General features: G+C 71.1%; 13 protein-coding genes and 1 pseudogene. 7 read left to right on the top strand and 7 right to left on the bottom strand.

Features of this window, described 5'->3' with window-relative positions; genetic code table 11:
- The first annotated feature begins 164 nt into the window (after window positions 1–164).
- From AB0761_RS32885 to AB0761_RS32910, 6 genes are all read left to right on the top strand, one after another.
- Complete coding sequence (locus AB0761_RS32885; RefSeq protein ID WP_377272885.1) at window positions 165–6,707, top strand: RHS repeat-associated core domain-containing protein; 6,543 nt, start codon at window positions 165–167, stop codon at window positions 6,705–6,707.
- A gap of 38 nt (window positions 6,708–6,745) precedes the next feature.
- The gene (locus AB0761_RS32890; RefSeq protein WP_377272886.1) at window positions 6,746–7,132 is read left to right on the top strand and encodes a hypothetical protein; all 387 of its coding nucleotides are present in this window, start codon (window positions 6,746–6,748) and stop codon (window positions 7,130–7,132) included.
- Window positions 7,133–7,374: 242 nt separating this feature from the next.
- The gene (locus AB0761_RS32895; RefSeq protein ID WP_377272887.1) at window positions 7,375–7,794 is read left to right on the top strand and encodes a PPOX class F420-dependent oxidoreductase; all 420 of its coding nucleotides are present in this window, start codon (window positions 7,375–7,377) and stop codon (window positions 7,792–7,794) included.
- A 165-nt stretch (window positions 7,795–7,959) separates the two neighbouring features.
- Window positions 7,960–8,721 carry a maleylpyruvate isomerase family mycothiol-dependent enzyme gene (locus AB0761_RS32900; protein WP_377272888.1) on the top strand — a complete coding sequence of 254 codons (762 nt, stop codon included), beginning with the start codon at window positions 7,960–7,962 and terminating at the stop codon, window positions 8,719–8,721.
- Window positions 8,722–9,044: 323 nt separating this feature from the next.
- Window positions 9,045–9,986 (top strand): DUF389 domain-containing protein, encoded by a 942-nt coding sequence (locus AB0761_RS32905; RefSeq protein ID WP_377272889.1) that lies wholly within the window; start codon window positions 9,045–9,047, stop codon window positions 9,984–9,986.
- Window positions 9,987–10,229: 243 nt separating this feature from the next.
- The gene (locus tag AB0761_RS32910; RefSeq protein WP_377272890.1) at window positions 10,230–11,990 is read left to right on the top strand and encodes a cation:proton antiporter; all 1,761 of its coding nucleotides are present in this window, start codon (window positions 10,230–10,232) and stop codon (window positions 11,988–11,990) included.
- A gap of 459 nt (window positions 11,991–12,449) precedes the next feature.
- Here AB0761_RS32910 and AB0761_RS32915 read toward each other — a convergent pair whose 3' ends face one another.
- The 3 genes from AB0761_RS32915 to AB0761_RS32925 all read right to left on the bottom strand — a co-directional run bounded on the left by AB0761_RS32915 (window position 12,450) and on the right by AB0761_RS32925 (window position 14,537).
- A complete protein-coding gene (locus AB0761_RS32915) occupies window positions 12,450–13,262 on the bottom strand; it encodes a nucleotidyltransferase domain-containing protein (RefSeq protein WP_377272891.1) in 813 nt (270 codons plus the stop codon).
- A gap of 185 nt (window positions 13,263–13,447) precedes the next feature.
- Window positions 13,448–13,891: a protein-tyrosine phosphatase family protein gene (locus AB0761_RS32920; RefSeq protein WP_377272893.1), complete on the bottom strand. Its 444-nt coding sequence runs from the start codon at window positions 13,889–13,891 to the stop codon at window positions 13,448–13,450.
- Between the two features lie 142 nt (window positions 13,892–14,033).
- Window positions 14,034–14,537, bottom strand: coding sequence for a MarR family winged helix-turn-helix transcriptional regulator (locus AB0761_RS32925; RefSeq protein ID WP_377272894.1), 504 nt, complete (start codon window positions 14,535–14,537; stop codon window positions 14,034–14,036).
- Window positions 14,538–14,817: 280 nt separating this feature from the next.
- Here AB0761_RS32925 and AB0761_RS32930 point away from each other — a divergent pair, with 280 nt between their 5' ends.
- Window positions 14,818–15,882, top strand: coding sequence for an LLM class flavin-dependent oxidoreductase (locus AB0761_RS32930; RefSeq protein ID WP_377272896.1), 1,065 nt, complete (start codon window positions 14,818–14,820; stop codon window positions 15,880–15,882).
- A gap of 51 nt (window positions 15,883–15,933) precedes the next feature.
- Here the strand turns inward: AB0761_RS32930 and AB0761_RS32935 are convergent, their stop codons facing one another.
- The 4 genes and pseudogenes from AB0761_RS32935 to AB0761_RS32950 all read right to left on the bottom strand — a co-directional run bounded on the left by AB0761_RS32935 (window position 15,934) and on the right by AB0761_RS32950 (window position 19,752).
- Window positions 15,934–16,557 (bottom strand): TetR/AcrR family transcriptional regulator, encoded by a 624-nt coding sequence (locus tag AB0761_RS32935; protein WP_377272897.1) that lies wholly within the window; start codon window positions 16,555–16,557, stop codon window positions 15,934–15,936.
- 462 nt (window positions 16,558–17,019) lie between these two features.
- Window positions 17,020–17,719, bottom strand: a pseudogene (locus tag AB0761_RS32940) (SDR family oxidoreductase).
- 240 nt (window positions 17,720–17,959) lie between these two features.
- Window positions 17,960–18,676, bottom strand: a complete 717-nt coding sequence (locus AB0761_RS32945) for an SDR family NAD(P)-dependent oxidoreductase (protein WP_377272898.1) — start codon at window positions 18,674–18,676, stop codon at window positions 17,960–17,962.
- Between the two features lie 452 nt (window positions 18,677–19,128).
- Entirely contained in the window at window positions 19,129–19,752 is a 624-nt protein-coding gene (locus tag AB0761_RS32950; RefSeq protein ID WP_377272899.1) for a TetR-like C-terminal domain-containing protein, read from the bottom strand.
- Between the last annotated feature and the right edge of the window lie 63 nt (window positions 19,753–19,815).

A 19,815-nucleotide genomic window follows, 5' to 3' on the forward strand; every position in this document is an offset into this window, starting at 1 on the left:
CGCGCCGCAGGCGCGCCGCAGCGAGGGCCGCATGGATCGCGGTCGTCTGTGCGGGTTCACTGGTGGTCGCGGTGGCGCCGTCCACCGCGGCGTCCAGACCCGGCCAAGAGGTCGCCGCGGCGCCTCAGACAGCGAAAACGCCGTCGGTCAAGGACGTACGGTCGGTGCAGACCCGCACCGGCAAGCCGCACTCGGCGGCGACCAGGACCTACCACCCCACCGCTGTGCGCTTCCCGCAGCCGGCCTCGGCAGCCCTGCCGGTGCAGGGCGCTGACGGTGCGCCGGCCGTGGCGGCCGGGTCCACCTCCGTCCCGGTCTCGGTACGGGCCGTCCGCCCCCGGCGCGGTGCCTACGCCGGTCCCGCCGCGGTGGACGTCGCGGTCCAGCCGCAGAGCGCAGCCTCCAAGGCGGGCGTGGACGGGGTGCTGCTCTCGGTGACCCCGGGCGGCACCCGCAAGGGCTCCGGCTCCGCGCAGCTGAGCCTGGACTACTCCGGCTTCGCCCAGGCCTACGGAGCCGGCTACGGCGGCCGTCTGCACCTGGTGCGCCTCCCCGCCTGCGCTCTGACCACCCCCCAGCTCGCCGAGTGCCGCACCCAGACCCCGCTGGCGTCCAGGAACAACGCCGGGGCCAAGACCCTCTCGGCGAACGTCCCGCTCACCGCGCCCGCCGCGGCCACCCCCGCCGCGGCCGGGACCGCCGCGGCCCGGTCGCTGAGCACGGCCACGGCGTCGCCGGCCGCCGAGGTGATGGTGCTGGCCGCGGTCAGCGGCACCGGCGGCGGTGACGGCGGCGGCCCGTCGGGCAACTACAGCGCCACCACGCTGAGCCCGTCGGGCAGTTGGTCCGGTGGCAGCTCCAACGGCTCGTTCACCTACAGCTACCCGATCGTCACCCCGCCCGCCGTCTCCGACCTGGTCCCCAAGATCGAGCTCGGCTACGACTCCGGCTCGGTCGACGGCCAGACCTCCGCCGTCCAGGCGCAGTCCTCCTGGGTGGGCGACGGCTGGTCGACCCCGCAGTCGTACATCGAGCGCTCCTACATCCCCTGCTCGGACCAGCCGGAGGGCAAGGACGCACCGACGTCCACCTCCGACGAGTGCTGGGACGGGGAGATCCTCACCCTGTCGCTGAACGGCTCGTCCAACTCCCTGGTGTACGACGCCGCCAAGCAGACCTACACCCCGACCGACGACAACGGTGAGGTGGTCAAGCACGTCACCGACTCCGGCAACGGATCGGGCACCTACAACACCGACTACTGGACCGTCACCACCCGCGACGGCGCGGTCTACTCCTTCGGCCGCAACGAGCTGCCCGGCTGGGCCTCCGGCAAGACCACCACCAACTCCGTCGATTCGCAGCGGGTGTACGCCGCACACTCCGGCGACCCCTGCTACAAGTCGACCTTCTCGACCTCGTACTGCACGATGGCGTACCGCTGGAACCTCGACTACGTCAAGGACCTCCACGGCAACGCCATGGCGTACTACTACAAGCAGGACACCAACAAGTACGGGGCGGGCAACGCCACCACCCCGGTGTCCTATGTCCGCGACTCCCACCTGGACCATGTCGACTACGGCTTCACCGACGGCGGCGCCTACGGCACCGTCCCGGACAAGGTGCTCTTCACCACCGGCGACCGCTGTGTGCTGGGTGCGAGCAGCTGCTCCCCGCTGAGCTCCACCACCAAGGCCAACTGGCCCGACGTCCCGTACGACCTGGTGTGCACCTCCACCACCTCGTGCAGCCAGCACGCCCCGTCGATGTTCTCCACGGTCCGGCTGACCGGGATCACCACCCAGCAGTACTCCCCGGCCGCCTCGGCCTACAAGACGGTGGACTCCTGGGCGCTGAACGAGACCATGCCGGTCGCCGGCGACGGCAATGCGACGCTGTGGCTGGACTCCATCACCCGGACCGGAAGCGACCAGCTGGGCGGCGGTTCCACCACCGACACCAAGCTCCCCGCGGTGACCTTCGGGGCGGTGGACCTGCAGAACCGGGTCGACACCACCCATGACGGACTGCCGCCGCTGTACCGCTTCCGGGTCAACTCCATCACCAGTGAGTCAGGCTCGGTCACCGGTGTGCAGTACCTGCTCACCGACCCCTGCACGGCACCGGTGAAGACCACTCCGTCCGCCAACACCTCCTCGTGCTACCCGGTCTACTGGACACCGGAGTTCTACACGGCTCCGATCCAGGACTGGTTCAACAAGTGGGCGGTGCAGAAGGTCACCCAGACCGACCCCACCGGCGGTGCCCCGCAGCAGACCACCTCCTACGAGTACTCCGGCCCGGCCTGGCACTACGACGACAACGAGCTGGTCAAGGCCAAGTACCGGACCTACGGGCAGTGGCGCGGCTACCAGGACGTGCAGACCTTCACCGGTGACGGCGTCAACGACCCGCGGACCGAGTCGGAGACGGTCTACTACCAGGGCATGTCGCGGGACAACAGCACCACCGCGGTGGACCTGACCGACTCCCAGGGCGGCAGGCACGACGACAACAACCTGCTCGCCGGCAAGGCCCTGGAGGCCACCGTCTACCGGGGCGACGGCGGCGCCGTCGACAACTCCGCCATCAGCTCCTTCTGGGTCTCCCCGGCGACCGCCACCCGCACCCGCACCGGACTGCCCGACCTGACGGCCAACACGGTCGCCCCGGTCGAGGTCTGGTCCCGGCAGGCGCTCACCGCCGACGGCACCACCAAGTGGCGCGTCAACGAGACCGACACCTCCTACGACGACGACACCGCCAGCGCCACCTTCGGCCTGACCACCGCCGTCTACACGCACACGGTGCCGGCCGACCCCGCCTACGACCAGTGCGACACCACCACCTACGCCAAGGCCAACACCAGCCTCAACCTGGCCGGACTGGTCTCGGGCACCGAGGGTGACGCGGTCGCCTGCGGGGGCTTCACCGAGGGCAGCACCGCCAGCGTCCCCGGCTCGGTGAACACCCTCACCGCCCCCGCCTCCGTCAACCGTCCCGACCAGGTCATCTCGGCCACCCGGACCTTCTACGACGACCCGACCGGAGCCGCGACCTGGCCGCAGCCGGCCGGCCCCGTCTTCCCGCAGACCACCGCCCCCACCAAGGGCGACGCCTCCATCAGCCAGAAGGCCACCGGCGCCAGCGGCGGCGCGCTGACCTGGCAGACCACCGCGGCCCAGGTCTTCGACTCCGCCGGCCGTCCCACCGACTCCTGGGCGCCCAGGCCCGGCGACGCCTCGGCGACCCCGGCGGGCATCCGCACCCGTACCACCTGGAGCGCGGACAGCGCGGGCAACCCGACCGGGTCGACGGTCACCAACACCCTGAGCCAGAGCTCGACGACCACCCTCGACCCGGCCCGCGGCCTCACGGTGGGCACCACCGACGCCAACGGCGTGAAGACGGTCACCCACTACGACACGCTGGGCCGCGCCACCGGGCTGTGGCTGGCCTCCAGGCCCACCAGCGGCCCGGCCGACTACACCTATGCGTACCAGGTCTCCGGCACCGGGATCACCGCCGTCACCACCAACAAGCTCAACGACAGCGGCGGCTACCGGACCTCCACCGAGATCTACGACGCTATGCTGAGGGTCCGGCAGACCCAGGACCCGACGCCGCAGGGCGGCCGGATGGTCAGCGACACCTTCTACGACTCGCACGGCTGGAAGTCGGCCACCTACAACGGCTGGTGGGACTCGGCGACCGCGCCCAACACCACCCTGGTCACCGCCGCCGACCTGCACGACCAGGTACCCGACCAGGACTACCTCAGCTATGACGGCCAGGGCCGGGTGGTCATCGACCAGTCCGAGAAGGACAACGTCGAGATCTCCCGCACCACCACCGTCTACAACGGCGACCGCACCACGGTGATCGCGCCGACCGGCGGTGTCACCAAGACGACGGTGGCCGACGCCATGGGCCGCACCAGCGAGCTGGACGAGTACACCGACGCGCCCACCCTGCACACTCCCGCCGACACCTTCACCGGAGTCTTCACCGTCACCGGCGGCAGCACCCAGGCGACCCGCTACGGCTTCGACGCGCACGGCAACCAGAACACCGTGCAGGCCGGCGGCCAGACCTGGACCAACACCTTCGACCTGCTCGGCCGCGTCACCGACAAGGTGGACCCCGACGCGGGACACAGCGTCTCGCACTACGACCTCTCGGGGAACGTGCTGCAGACCACCGACTCCCGCGGGAAGTCGGTCAGCTACACCTATGACGCGCTCGGCCGCAAGACCGCCGAGTTCACCGCGCCGTCGGACAGCCAGTCCGCCGGCAACGAGATCGCGTCCTGGGTCTACGACAACAGCGACAACGCCGTGCCGGGGATGACCAACCCGGTCGGCAAGACCACCACCTCGACGTCCTACGTCGGCGGCACCGGAGGCGCGGCGTACAGGACCCAGGACAAGGGCTTCAACGTCTACGGCGCCTCCGTGGGGGAGACGGTCACCATCCCGGCGACCGCCGACACCGGAGCGCTGGCCGGCACGTACACCTTCAGCCACACTTTCACCTCCACCACCGGCCTGCCCTTCCGCGACACCTACTCCAGCGCGGCCGGCCTGCCGCAGGAGACCGTCGGCCACAGCTACACCACGGCCCTGGACCTGCCCAACGGCCTGGGCGGCACCAACGGCTATGCGCAGTCGACCTCGTACGACGCATACGGCCGGGTCCAGCAGGAGACCCTGGGCTCCGGCACCAGCCTCGCGTACCTCACCAACACCTACGACCAGCACACCGACAGCCTGACGGACCAGCTGATCACCCGGTCCACCGCAGCGCCCAGCAAGGTCGACGAGGTCAGCTACGACTACGACCTGGCCGGCAACATCACCAGGCAGACCGACACCAGGCTCGGGGCCGCCACGCCCGACGAGACCCAGTGCTACCAGTACGACCAGATCGACCGGCTCACCCAGGCCTGGACCGCCACGGACTCCTGCGCCCTGGCGCCCACCGCGCTCAACCACAGCATGATCGGTGACAGTGTGCCGGGCGGGGCGTACTGGACCAGCTGGCTCCTCGACCCGCTCGGCAACCGCCAGACCCAGACCGACCACTCCACCTCCGGCGGCGCCGACACCACCACCTCCTACGGCTACGACGGGAACGGCAAGAACCAGCCCCACACCCTGACCTCCACCTCCGGCGGATCCGGCGGCGCCACCAGCTACGGCTACGACTCCGCCGGCGACATGACCAGCCGGACCACCCCCGGCCAGGGCGCCCAGACCCTGGCCTGGGACGACGCCGGACGGCTCACCGACATCACCGGCGGCACCGCGGGCGACAGCAGCTATGTCTACGGGCCGGACGGCAGCGTGCTGCTGGAGAAGGACCCCAAGACCACCACCCTCTACCTGCCCGGCGAGCAGATCGTCCTGGACAACAACACCGGCGGCCTCACGGGTGACCGGTACTACCCGCTGCCGGGCGGCGGCACCGCCGTCCGCGCCAGCACCACCGGTGGGACCAGCGACTACGACTTCGAGTTCGGCGACCAGCACGGCACCAACGGCCTGATGCTGGACTCCACCGCACAACTGCCGACCTGGCGCCAGTTCACCCCGTACGGAGCCACCCGGGGCAACAGCGTCAGCTGGGCCGACAACCGCGGCTTCCTGGACGCGCCCAACGACGCGGCGACCGGTCTGTCGATACTCGGGGCCCGTCAGTACGATCCGGACACCGGACGCTTCATCAGTCTGGACCCGCTCTTCGAGGCCACCAGCCCGCAGGAGCTCAACGGCTACTCCTACGCCGGTGACAACCCGGTCAACCAGTCCGACCCCGCGGGCACCAGCTGGAGCATCTTCGGTCTGATCTCCTTTGTGGTGAGCATCATCATCGCGGTCATCGTGGTGCTGGCCGTGGCCACGGCGGTGCGGTACGGACGCGGCCGCGGCACCCACTCCTCCGGTGGCGGCAGCAAGGGCGGCGGCAGGCCCAAGTACGGTCCCTTCGTGCCCAAGCCGCAGGTGAAACGGACGGTACCGACACCACGCGCCTGGTGGCACGGGCTGTGGAGCAAGACCGTGTCCTTCCTCTCGGACATCACCGCCGGCTGGTCGGGACCGGGACTCTGCGGCAACAGCGCCGGCGCCCAGGAGGGCGGCTGCAACGCGCTCAACGGCCTGCTGGTCGGGCTCGGCGGCCTGAACGGGATGCCGAACACGGCGATCGACCTCTTCGACAAGTACAAGGGCGACCTGCTGCTGGCGAAGAAGGGGCTGCACAAGAACGCGCCCGACTACTGGACCCTCAAGGACAAGATCAAGGCCGCCAACAACAGCAAGATCAACAACCTCTCCAAGTTCGCGGACAACCCGCTCTGGCGGGCCTCGGGCAAGGCGATGGTCGGCGTGGGCGCGGGGTTGTCCACCTGGGCCGAGTACGACACGGCACGAGATCTGCACTACAGCAAGACCGGAAGTGCGGTCCGCGCCGGAGCCGCCGGCGTGGCGGACACCGCGACCAGCTATGCCATGGCAGCCGAGGGCGCGGAATGGGGCGCCGCCATCGGGACCATGATCGAACCCGGTGTCGGTACAGTGGTCGGCGGTGTGATCGGGGGAGCCGCCGGTGCCATTGCCAGCGTGCCGGTGACCAACATCATCAACAACGCCATCAACAGCAAGCCCGTCAGCCATGTCATCCACAGCATCAAGAGCTGGTTCTAGGAAGGTGTGCCGGTGTCCCTGGGACTCATACTCGCGCTGTGCTTTCTCGTCGGTGCGTTCGCGACTCCTGCTGGCGGCTGCCGAAGGTCTGGCGCGGCGACGAGCGCACGGTGCAGAAGATGGTCCTGGGGTTCACCGCCTGGCCGGTGAGCTCGGAGACCCGGCGCGGAATGGTGCGGGGCGCCCTGCCCCTGACCGCGTCCGGGTTCTTCGTGGGGACCACCGTCCTCTCCGGACTGGTCCTCGGGGGGCAGTCGTCCGACAGCTCGGGCGCCGGCACCGTCGCGGCGGTCTGCTTCCTGGTCTCGCTGGCCGCACTGGTGCTCTCGGTCGGGCTGCACCTGGGCATCATCCTGTTCAACCGGCCGCGCCTGCTCGTCCCGCCCTCGATGCGTGGCGACCGGGGCGTCTGGCAGCGCGGGTGACAACGGGCCCGGGCAGCCGCCCGGGCCCACGCGCTCTCTCCACAACGGCCGGTTCCCGCCGGTGCCCGACAGGGCAACGGCGGGACCCGGCCGCCGCCATGACCTGGACCGGGACCTTGATCGCCCGACGCGCCCCGCCCGGTCGGTGCGGGACACGGCAGCCCGGATGTGGCACCGTGAAACCGCGTTCCGCCACCCGCCGCTGCGGAGGCCGCACACCAGCACAGCGAGGACGAGGACCCATGTCGAATCCGCCGCTTCCCGAGACCGCGGTAGCCATGCTCAGGCGACCCAACCCCGCCGTCATCGCGACGCTGCGGTCCGACGGGCAGCCCGTCTCCACCCCCACCTGGTACCTCTGGGACGAGGGCCGGGTGCTGGTCAACATGGACGAGGGCCGCAAGCGGCTCGACCATCTGCGCAACGACCCCAGGGTGACCCTCACCGTGCTCGACGAGGGTGACTGGTACACCCATGTCACCCTCATCGGACGGGTTGCGGAGATGCACGACGACAAGGGCCTGGCCGACATCGACCGGCTCTCCGAGCACTACATCGGAAAGGCCTACCGGCAGCGCGACCGCGCCCGGGTGAGCGCCTGGATCGAGATCGACCGCTGGCACGGCTGGGGGAGCTTCAAGGACAGCAGCCAGGCCGGCTGAACCCGCCCTCCCCCGGCAATCCGAGCCAGGACGCGGCTCGTCCGGGCGGGCGCCATGCTCCCCGCCCACCGGCTCACCCCATCGGGTCGAGGCCTGCCGCATCCGGGTGCGGCAGCCCCGCCGGACCGGCTGGACGGACCGCGGACATGTGCTGAACTGTCAGGCATGGAGTATTCCCGATTCCTCGACTGCCTCGCGGCCGACTTCGCCCGGCTGCGAGCCGTCGTGCCGGTCGATCCCGGTGCGCCGGTGCCCAGCTGTCCCGGCTGGACCCTCGCCGACCTGGCCCGTCATGTCGGCGAGGTCTATCTGCACAAGACCGCTGCCATGCGCGAGGGTGCCGAGCCCGACCCGTGGCCGCCCAAGGAGCTCGCGGACGAGGACCCGCTCGCGCTGCTCGACCGGGCGTACGCCGAACTCGTCGAGGAGTTCGCCACCCGCAGGCCGGAGGACCCGGCGGGCTCCTGGTACACCCCGGACCGGACGGTGGGGTTCTGGGTCCGGCGGATGGCCCAGGAGACGGTCATACACCGCATCGACGCCGAACTCGGCGCCGGGCAGCGGGTGGGGCCCGTCCCCGCCGACCTCGCCGAGGACGGCATCGACGAACTCCTCAGGGTCTTTGCGGCGTACAGCGTCGCCGAGTGGGGCGACTCCTTCACCGCCGTCCTGGCCGACTCCCCCGGCCGGACGTACACCGTGCGGGCCGACCACGCGCAGTGGCGGGTGCGGACCGGCCCCGGCCTTTTCGCCGTCGAGGACAGCGGCGACGAGCCGTCCGATGTGACGGTGAGCGGCCTGCCGACGGCCGTACTGCGCTGGCTGTGGAACCGGGAGGGCACCGGGGAGCCGGGCGGCGTCACCGTCGACGGCGCCCCCGAGGCCGTCGAGGAACTGCGGCGCTGCATCGTCATCGCGACGCAGTGACGCCCACCGGGCAGCCCTGGTGCGACGGTGACCCGCCGGACCTCGCGCGGCAGGCCCGGCCGGGGCCGGCCTGACCCGGCTCCGGCTCCGGCTCCGGCTCCGGCTCCGACTCGGGCTCCGGCTCCGGCCCCGGCTCCGGCTCCGGCTCCGGCTCCGGCTCCGGCTCCGACGAGGGTGCGGCCGGTGCGGGGCGGAGAGTCATCGATGGCTGCGATGCCGCCGAGCGTGCACCGACGGGTCCGGCCGTTCGACGGTCACCGACCGGCCCGACCCGGTGCCTCTGCGCCGACCGGGGGGCACACGACCTACGGAAGGAGGTGTGGATGGACCTGGTCCACGTCCGTGCGGTGAGCCCGCCGGAACTCACCGAGCGGGTCATGGCGGCCCTCACCGGCAACCCCTGCGTCTTCAATCTGATCCTGCGGCCGGGGCGGGTGCACAACCCGGACGGCCACGCCATCGAGTGCGATGTGCTGACCGGGGCCGCCAACGGGGTGCTGCGCGGACTGCGGCAGCTGGAGCTGGACCGGCGCGGCTGCATCGTCATCGAGCCGGTCGACATGATGTTCTCCGAGCGGGTGGCCGAGGCCGGGGCCAGGGAACTCGGGGTGATGGCAGGGGCGCCGATCTGGGAGCAGGTCGAGGCGCGCATCCGGGCCGAGGGCAGATATCCCCCCAGCTTCTACCTCTATCTGGTGATCGCCGGCCTCATCGGCTCGGTGGGCATCCTCACCAACTCCCAGATCCTCATCGTCGCGGCCATGGTCGTCGGCCCGGAGTACGGCGCCATCACCAGCGTCGCACTGGGTCTGGACCGCGGCTCCCGGGGGAGAATCAAGCAGGGCCTGCTCGCGCTGGCCGGAGGATTTCTGTCGGCCGTCGCCGCCACCTGCCTCTTCTCCCTCCTGGTGCGCGGATTCCAGCTGGAGCCGGAGGCCTTCCGGCTGGGCGTCAGGCCGGTGTCCCATCTGATCGACACCCCGGACTTCTACTCGCTGGTGGTGGCGGTGCTCGCGGGGATCGTGGGGATCGTCTCGCTGACCGAGGCCCGAGCGAGCGCACTGCTCGGGGTGTTCATCTCGGTCACCACCATCCCCGCCGCCGCCGACATGGGCGTCTGCATCGCCTTCGAGCAGTGGGAGCAGGCGCTGGGCTCCCTCTACCAGCTGCTGCTGAACATCGTCGTCCTGATCGTGATCGGGACGGGCACCCTGAGGAGCCAGCGCGTCATCTGGCGGTGGGTGGACGCCCGTCGGAAGCGCTGAACGGCTCGCCTCCACTACGCCGTTGGCCGGACAGCTGCTCACGGTCGGGCTAGCAGGGCGTTCTCCGGCGTGCCGAGCCTCGCCGACGGTGGTGTGGTCATGGGTGACCATCAGCACGGGCCGGGAGGCAAGCAGCGGGCACCGGTGTCAGCAGATGGTGTCGGGCCGCCTCCCGGCCGCCCCCGAAGGCGCACCCCCTGTCGCCGGCCGAGGCCCCGGCACCCCGGACATCCTGGTGAAAGCGTGACGACGGAACAGATCGAGACCGGCGTGGGACTGACGCTCGCCCTCGCGGTCGGCTCGCAGCTCCTGGCCGCCCGGCTGCGCATCCCGGCGATCATCGTCCTGCTGCCCGTCGGATTCACCGTCGGAGCGCTCACCGGCCGGATCGACCCCCAGCATCTGCTGGGACCGGCCTTCTCACCACTGGTGTCGCTGTCCGTCGCGGTGATCCTCTACGACTCGGGGCTCAATCTGGACCTGAGCGAGCTCAAGGGGCACACCCGTACCGCCGTGACCAGGCTCCTCTGGCTCGGCGTCCCCTTCACCTGCCTGTCCGCCGCCTTCCTTGCGATGCCCCTGCTGGGGATGTCCGGCTCCGCCGCGCTGATGCTCGGAGCGGTCCTGGTGGTCTCCGGTCCCACGGTCGTCGACCCCCTGCTCAACTTCGTCCGGCCCACCGGCCGGCTCCACAGAATCCTGGGCTGGGAGGGGACGCTGATCGACCCTGTCGGCGGTGTGCTGGGCGCGCTGGTCTTCCACGCGATCCTGGCGAGCACGCACGGTGGTCCAGGCGCCAGGTTGGCACGGTTCCTGGCCAGCCTCGGGACCGGGCTGGCCGGCGGCGTCCTCGGGGTCGGGCTGCTCTGGTTCGTGCTGTGCCGGTTCAGGCCCGGAGCCGTCCTCGGAACGGCGGCGCAGCTGGCGGCGGTGGTCGCGGTGGCGGCGGCCTGCAATGCGCTGCGCGACGAGGCGGGGCTCATCGCCGCTGTCGTCATGGGGCTGGCGGTGGCCAACCTGCCGGTGTTTGACGCCCCGGCGCGCCGCCCCTTCTTCGAGACCCTGGTGACGGTGATCGTCGGTCTGCTGTTCACCTCCATCTCGGCCACCGTCAGTCCGCATTCGCTGCAGCACGTGGTCCTCCCCGCGCTGGTGCTGGTCGCCGCGCTGGTGCTGGTCGCCCGGCCGCTGGTGGCCGCCCTCGCCACTGCCGGGACGGACCTGACGCGACGGGAGCGAGCCTTTGTCGGATGGATGGCGCCCCGGGGCATCGTGGCCGCGTCGACCGCCTCGACCTTCTCGGCCGCACTGGTGTCCCGGCACATCGGCGGTGCCTCGAAGATCCTCCCCACCACCTTCCTGGTGATCGTCACCACGGTGACGCTGTACGGCCTGACCGCAGTGCCCGTGGCACGCCGCCTGCGCGTCACCAGGGTGGCCAGGTCGCGGCCCCTGCTGGCCGGTGGCGGACCCTGGGTACTCGACCTCGGACGGACATTGCGGTCCCTCGGCCTGGAGGTGCTGGTCTGGGCCGGGGACGAGGCGCAGCGCGCCCGGATCGCGCGGGCCGGGTTGGAGCCGGCCCCGGGCGGGCTGCTCGCCGCCGCCACCGGTCCCGAGGTCGAACTCGAGGGCATCACCGCGGTGCTGCTGCTCACCCCCGAGGACGACTTCAACGCACTCGCCGCGAGGATCCTGCAAAGCCGGGTCGAGGGCGGGGTCTACCGGCTCAGGCCGCCCCTCGGAAGTACGGGAGCGGTGGCGCCCTACACCGGCGGCGCAGTGCTGTTCGGCCCCCGGCTGACCAGAACCGCCCTGGACCAGCGGTACGAGGCCGGGGAGCGGATCACCGCGCGGCCGGTGGACGGGCCGCTTCCCGCCGGGTACGACCTGCTCTTCCTGGTCCGCTCCGGAGGCGGACTGCTGCCCGTCACCGGCGACGCCCCGCCGGTCGCGCCGCGAGAGGGGGACACCGCCGTCCTGCTCGGCCCCTGCGGCCGGTGAGGGCACGGCTCGGCGGTGACGAGCCACGGCGAGGTGGCGGGTCGGGTCGCGGGCGGCCCGGCCTACCGGGGAGGACGGCGCTCGTGCGAGGGCTGGTCGGCTGCGTCTGTGTGGAGCCCGAAGCAGAGGATGCCGCATGCCCGGAGCACCGCAGGGCCCACCGCGTCGCGTGCCTGCGATGGCGGTTCACCGGCCATGATGCGCCGTTGGATCTCGCGCAGGGCTGTCCGGTGCGTCCCCGCGACGGCGCCCGCCAGAAGTGCGGGCGCCGGGAGCCCGCCGCCGTCCGGCGCGCCGATGCCGCTCGGCGGACACCGGACCAGGGCTGCCGCGAGTGCGGCCTCGGCGTGCTCTCCGACCGGCAGCTCATCGATGAACTGGGCAACCCACCCGCCGTCCCGGCCCGATGGCGCGGTGACCGTCACAGCGCCGGACCGTGCCGCGGCCAGGGCGCCGCCGCTACGCGTCCGCGCTGCTCAGTGCGGTGACGGTCTCCCTGACCAGTGTCTGCGCCCGGCCCACCGTGGCCGTCAGCGACTCGGCGGTCTCGCCCGGCGCCCCGAGCAGGCTGCGGACACGCGGGCCAAAACCGGTCGGCGCCCCCGGCAGCGTCTCAGCGACAGCCAACGCGCCCTTCTCATTGAGGCACCAGCGCCGGCTCCTGGCGAACAGCGCCTGCACCAGCACGCCGACGGCTCGGGAGAGGCAGAGCGATACATACAGGGTGTCGGCCCGTGCCGTGCCCTTCGCTGCGGCGTCGACCAGGAACTCCGCCTCCCAGACTCCTCCCGTCAGTGCCTCCCGCAGCGGTTCCGGGTATGTCGCCGTCCGCCGCCGCAGATCCGTCAACTCCCCGGTCGGATCGGCCAGTACCTGCCCGAGGGCCACCTCGCCCGCATAGCAGGGCGACCAGAACCCCAGCGGGTGACCCGCCTGCATTCCCACCTCGTAGCGGCCCTCGCAGCAGTCGCCCCACACCTGCTGGACCCGGTCCAGGTCCCGCAGGATCCAGTCCACCGCGACACCGTCGACACGCAGCCACGCCCCACCGTTCACCCAGGGACCCCAGCCGCCCGGCCCGGCCACCTCCACCTCCGGCCCGGCCAGCGCGCGCAGGGCGGCGAGATCGGGACGACCGCGGTAGTAGACGCCGAGATCCCAGTCCGAGTCCGGCCGGTGCTCCCCACGTGCCCGGCTGCCGCCGAGCATCACACCGACCACGCCCGGTACCTTCGCCAGGCGGGCGGCCATCTCTTCGACGATCATCCGCATGACGGGAGTCTGGCAGTCGCAGCGGCTCCGGCCAATCGCGTTTTCCCGGCGCCGCTGCCGGACGGCCACCTGATCCGGGGCTGCCGGGCCCCGCGGCCGACTGGTCCGGGGTATGGGCGGCGAACCCGCCGCGCGGACGGGCGCAAGCGCTCAGCGCGGGCGGTGCGATGCCCGGCGGTGAACGTTCACGGGGCGGGCGGCAGCCGGAAACGGGAGACAAACCGGCGTTGCCAGGGTGTCTCCACGGCATGGGATGCATAGTGCTCCCGGACGTACGGGACCGCCTTGTCGCTGGGCACCCCGTCCAGTACGGCGAGGCAGGCCAGAGCAGTTCCGGTCCGTCCGAGGCCGCCGGCGCAGGCGATCTCGACGCGCTCGTCCTCAGCGCGCACCCATGCCTCGCGCAACGCGTCCGCGGCGGCTGTGCGGTCGGACGGCAGCCAGAAGTCCGGCCAGCGGAGCCAGCGGGCCTCCCAGGCCACGGGGGGCGGTTCATAACCCAGCAGATACAGCGCGAAGGTGGGCAGATCCCCTGCCGGAAGGGGGTGTCTGAGCCCTCTTCCGCGGACCAGCCGCCCTGAGGGCAGCCGCAGCACCCCCGTCATCGTGGGTTCCCAGGCGGTGATCACGAGCCGAGCCTAGCCCGGCCGTCCCGGTGGTGCGCCCGACGGGATCCTGTCCCCTGCGTCGTCCGGCTCGGCGCGGACGTGCGGACGTGCGGCTCCTGGCGGAGCCGGTCGGCGGCGCTTGATCCGCCGCCCCTGCGGTACGTCAGAGGTGCCGTCGCTCGGGGGCGACGTCGTACGGCGCCGACTCCGGTGTGGTGGCGATGCGCCGGAGCGCGGCGGTGAGCGGGACCAGGTCATGGCCGTCGAGTTCGTCGAAGACATGCCGTCGCACGCTGGCCAGATGGGCCGGCCAGGCCTCCTGCAGACAGACGAGTCCGGACTCGGTCAGCACGGCGTTCCAGCCGCGTGCGTCCTCGCTGCACTTGGCCCGCAGCACCAGGCCCCGCTCTTCCAGACGGCTCACCACCCGTGTCATCCCGCTGAGCGAGAGGTTGCAGAGGGCCGCCAGCTGGCTCATCCGCAGCCGCCTGTGCGGGGCCTCGGAGAGGTGCATCAGGGTCGTGTACTCGGACAGGGGAAGTTCCGCGTTCCCCACCATGTCGGCTTCGATCACCCGCGGCATCGCGGTCATCACTCGGCTGAGTGCGCGGACGAATGCCTCCTCGGTGGGGGTGAGGGGCTGCGGCTGGTCTTCCTCGGCTGGCATGCCCCCACTGTAGCTCCTTGACAGGTCAAGGAGTCTGGACGTCTACTTGGCGGCGCACGTTCTTTCTTGACCGAGCAAGTACATCCCCGAGGTGCCGTGCCGCCTCCGGGCGGCACGGCCCGGAGGCCATGGCCGGACCGGCGTCATCCGCTGTGGGACGAGTGGGGCCCGGTGGCGGGAGAGCAGCCGCTCTGCCGTAGGTCGCCGCCGGTGGCCCGGCCCATGCGGGCGGAGCCGCCCAGGCGGCGGTCCGCGCAGTCCACTGATCAAGGAATCTGTCATGACGAACCATCCCGCGACCCATGTGGACGCATCCCCGGTCACCCTCGGACTGGACAGCTTCGGCGACGTGACCCATGACGCCCAGGGCCGGCCGTTGACCCACGGCGAGACGATCCGCAACCTGGTCGAGGAGGGGGTCCTCGCCGACCAGGTCGGACTCGACCACTTCGCCATCGGCGAGCACCACACCGACTGGATGCCGCTCTCGGCCGCCGATGTGGTCCTGAGTGCGATCGCCTCCCGCACCTCGCGGATCCGTCTCGGCTCGGGCGTCACGGTGATCAGCTCGGACGACCCCGTCCGCGTCTACCAGCGCTACGCCACGCTGGACGCCGTGTCCAACGGCCGTGCGGAGGTGATTCTCGGCAGGGGTTCCAGCACCGAGTCCTTCCCGCTCTTCGGCTACGACCTCGGCGAGTACGACCGCCTCTTCGAGGAGAAGGTCGAGCTGTTCGCCGAACTCCTGAAGGAGAAGCCCGTCTCCTGGTCCGGCACCACCCGGCCCAGCCTGGACGGCCTGTCCGTCTACCCGCACAGCGAGTCGGGGGCGATCCCGACCTGGATCGGCGTGGGGGGCAGCCCCCAGTCGGTGGTCCGCACGGCACGGTACGGCTTCTCGCTGATGCTCGCGATCATCGGCGGACCGACGGCACGGTTCGCCCCCTTCTCCGAACTCTTCCGCCGGGCCCTGGAGGAGTTCGGGCAGCCCGAGCGGCCGGTCGGCGTGCACTCGCCGGGTCATGTGGCCGCGACGGACGAGCAGGCGGTGGAGGAGTTCTGGCCGCACTATGAGCGGACGATGCGGATGGTGGCCGCGCAGCGGGGGTTCCGGGTCCCGAGCTTCGAGCACTTCAAGCACGATGTGGGTCCTGACGGCGCCCTGTACGTCGGATCGCCCGAAACGGTGGCGAGGAAGATCGCCACGACTCTCCGCACCCTGGGAGCCACCCGCTTCGACCTCAAGTACGGGATGAACGGGCTGCCGCACGAGGCGCTGATGAGCGCCGTCGAGCTCTTCGGTACCAAGGTGGCGCCGCTGGTGCGCGAGATGACGGCCGCCTGAACCGCGCGCCTTCGCGCCCGGGCCGGTCCGTTCCGGCGCCCGTGGTGGGGGTCAGGGGGTGGGGGCTGGTGTCTGCTGGGGGGTGTGTGCGCCGAGGAGGGCGAGGCAGTTGGCCCAGAGGGTGTCGAGGCGTTGGGCGTTGTTGTAGAGCTTGGCGAAGAGGACTTGGCCTTCGAGTTGGGCGACGATGGAGCGGGCGGCTTCGCGGGTGTCGGTGAGGGTGATGTCGCCGTGTTCGCGGGCTTGGGTGATGACGGTGTCGACCATGTCGACCTGTGCTTCGAAGATCTGTTGCAGGCGGGTGCGGATGGCTTCGGTCTGGTTGGACATCTCCAGGGTGAGGTTGCCGAAGAGGCAGCCGGAGACGGTGCCGCAGGTCTGCTGGCCGGCTTGTTGGGTGGCCTGGGTGGCTTCGAAGAGTTGCCGTAGCCGGTGGAGGGGGTCGGTGTCGGCGGTGAGGATGTGGGTCCAGGCGGTGCGCTGCTGGGTCCAGTGTTCGTCGATGACGGCGAGGGCGAGGGCTTCTTTGGAGTCGTAGAAGTAGTAGAAGCTGCCCTTGGGTACGCCGGCGGCCTTGCAGATCTCGGCCACGCCGAGCGCGGAGTAGCCGCGCAGTTCGATGAGCGACTGCGCGGCGGTGAGGATCTTCTGCCCGGCGTCACTGGTGCGTCCCATGGATCCATGATACGACCGGTCGACTAGTGCTGCCCCCGCCAACGTTTGCCTTCCCCCAGCCTGGCGGCCGGGAGGTGCCCCCACGCCGCGGCGTCTGGTGCGTGCGATCGCAAGGCGGCCGGAAGCCCTTGTACTGGGTCGTACCTGGGCTTTCGGCCAACGCAGCGAGCGTGCGTGCCTGGGGGCACCTCCCGGCCGAAGGCCGGGGGAGCGTCGCGGCAGGGCAAAGGTTGGCGGGGGCAGCACTAGTGGATGCCCCCATGGTGCCCCCAGCTCCTGGGCCCCCCGGGGCCGCACCCGCGGCCCGGTGGCCCGCAGATGGCTCCGCGACCGGAACCGGGCCGGAGCGCGGTTCGGTCTTGCCCGAGGGGCGGGGCAGCGGTGCGCCGACCGGCGGGACGGGCGTACGACAGGACCGCCCAGCCGAGCCGGATCGCCGAAGGGCCGGCGGCAGGGTGCTGCTCAGCCGCGGGGTTCGGCGTCGAGGGGCTGGGAGAGGCCGGCCTTGAGCTTTCTGGTGGCCTCGTCGGCGAGCACCTCGACCCGGTTGTCGGCGAGGGCCTGCATGGTCTGCTCGGCCACACTGCCGGCTTCGGTCTTGGGCGCGTCCGTCCAGGCGCTGAGGTCGGTCTCCACGAATCCGGCGTGCACCCCCACCACCAAGGTGCCCTGCTCGCGAAGCCCTTGGCGCAGCGCATCGGTCAGTGACCACCACCGCTGCCTTGGAGGCCGCATATCCCGGGAAGGCCGGACGCCCGACCCAGGATGCCAGCGACAGCATGTTCACCAGTGCGCCGCCGCCGTTGCGGGCGAGGACGGGGGCGAACGCCCGGGAGACGGCCCAGGTCCCGAAGTAGTTGACCTCCATGGCCTGGCGCGCCCCGTCGAGTGGGCCCTCCAGGAGTTTGGTCTCGAAGCCGCCGACGCCCGCGTTGTTGATGAGGATGTCGACGTCGTCGGCCTCGGAGGCCGCCGCGAGGACTCCCTCATGGTCGGTGATGTCCAGCCGGAGCGGTGTGAGGTCCGGATCCGTCACGCTCGCCGGATCACGGACACCGGCGTAGACCTTGGCGGCGCCGTGCTCGATCAGTGCACGGGCGAATGCCTTGCCGATGCCTCGGTTGGCCCCCGTCACCAAGGCAACCGAACCCTTGATCTCCATGGTGCCTCCTCTGCCGTCGGCCTCGCCGGACAAGCTCCATCGGTGGGGGCGATGGCCTCATGGCCCGGAGCGCGGCTGCGGGGCACCGTGCTTTCGGGCCGACGCGAAGAGCTTCCCTGTGTGTGGTGTCCGCGGCGGAGCCGTCAGACCCAAGCTAGCAACTGGACTGAGTTTCGCAGCTCAGAAGGGTGCAGGCCTTCGCGTCGGCCCGGGAGCGGGTGCCGGCACTGCCGGCCGGTGTCAGTGGCCGGCGCTCTGACCGCCGTCGACGCTGAGAACGGCGCCGGTGACGAACGGGGCGGTCTCCAGGTACACCACGGCGTCGGCGGCGTCGCTGACCTCGCCCATGCGGCCCACGGGGTGCATGGCGCCCAGGAACTCGTGGTACTCCTCGGCGTGCATGGGCGTCTTGATCGTGCCGAGGGCGACGGCATTGCTGCGGATACCGCGTCCGGCGTACTCGATGGCCAGGGACTTGGTGGCGGACTGCAGTCCGCCCTTGGTCAGGGAGGCCAGCACCGAGGGCACGTCGGAGCTGGCGTGGTCCACCAGGCTGGTGGTGATCTGGACGACATGGCCGCCGTCGCCCTGCTCCAGCATCTGGGAGATCGCGAGCTGGGTGATGTGGAAGAAGCCGGTCAGGTTGACGCCGGTTATCGCGGCGTAGTCGGCCGGGGTGTACTCGGTGAACGGCTTGGCGAGGAAGATGCCCGCATTGTTGACGAGGGTGTCGATGCGGCCGAACCGCTTCACACCTGCCTCGATGACCCGCTCCGCGGTGGCCGGGTCCGCGATGTCGCCCTGAACGGCCAGGACCCCGTCGTCCTGCGACTCGGCGATGGTGCGCGAGGTGGCGACCACGGCGTAGCCGAGCTTGCGGTAGGCGGCGACCAGGCCGGCTCCGATGCCCTGCGACGCACCGGTGATGACGGCGACCTTCTGTCCCTGGATGCTCATGGTGACCTTCTTCTGGGGGAGGATTCGACCGGCACTAGTCGACCGGTCGCCTAAATGAAGCTAGACGACCGGTCTACAACTGTCAAACACCTCCCCGTGGCGCTCCGAACCACCCGGGCTGCACCCTCCGTCGTGCCGCAGCGGCGCCGCCCTGATCTGTATCGGATGCATGCATGGCGGGCCGGGCTGTGGGCGGGCTGCCGCCTCACGCGGACCGGGCAGAAAGCGGGGTGGGGCAGAAAGCGGGCTGCGGCGGGGCATGCCTGGTTCGGTCCGGCCCCGAGTGGGAAGCCGCGGAGGCCCGGGGGCGGGCTGCTGCTCCGCGGCGCGGGCGCAGCACGGCGGAGGAGCGCCGGCCTGGCGCTCCCCACTGTGTCGACGCCGCAAGGGAGTTGAAGGGCGGGGGCCGTTTCCCAGCCTCACGCTCCACCGAGGCCGTCGCGTCCGTGTCGCTAGGGCCGGTGCTCCCCGGGCGGGGTGAGGCCGGTGAAGAGGTTGGCGATCAGCCGGTCCGCGAAGTCGGTGTCCAGCGGCTCGGCGGGGAGCAGGAGCCGGTGGTAGCAGGCGCCCCAGAGCTGGTCGACGATCGTCTCCAGGTCGACGTCCTGCCGGATCTGGCCCGACTGCTGGGCGAGCGCAAGCCGCTCCACAGCGAGCCGACGGCGCTTGCGGACGTACTGCGTGGACAGTGCGGCCGCCAGGTCGGAGTCGCTCTGCGCGGCGCCGATGATCTCGGCCATGACGGTGCCGCTGCGGCACAAAAGGTCCACGAATGCGTGGAGTTGAGTGGTCAGGTCACGCCTGATGTCGTCGGTCTGCGGAAAGGCCAGAGTGTCCTCGAAGACCGTGAAGTACGCCTCGAAGGCGAGGCTTCCGGGCGATGACCACCACTTGTAGAGGGTCATCTTGCTCACGCCCGCATGGGTGGCGACCTTGGCGAAGGTCACGCCCGGCATGCCTTCGGAGAGCAGCAGTTCGGCGGCCGCGGACAGGGCGGCGCGGCGCACGTCCTCGGTGCGGCGGCGGCCCCGGCCCGGTTTGAGGGCGGGAGGCGCGGGGATGTCGGCTCGTTCCATATGTGTACTCCTGGTCCACATAGCCCGCTGCGGTCGCCGGCCGACAGTCCTGCCAGTCATGTG

This window comes from Peterkaempfera podocarpi (genome assembly GCF_042466665.1).
Classification (GTDB): Bacteria; Actinomycetota; Actinomycetes; order Streptomycetales; family Streptomycetaceae; genus Peterkaempfera; species Peterkaempfera podocarpi.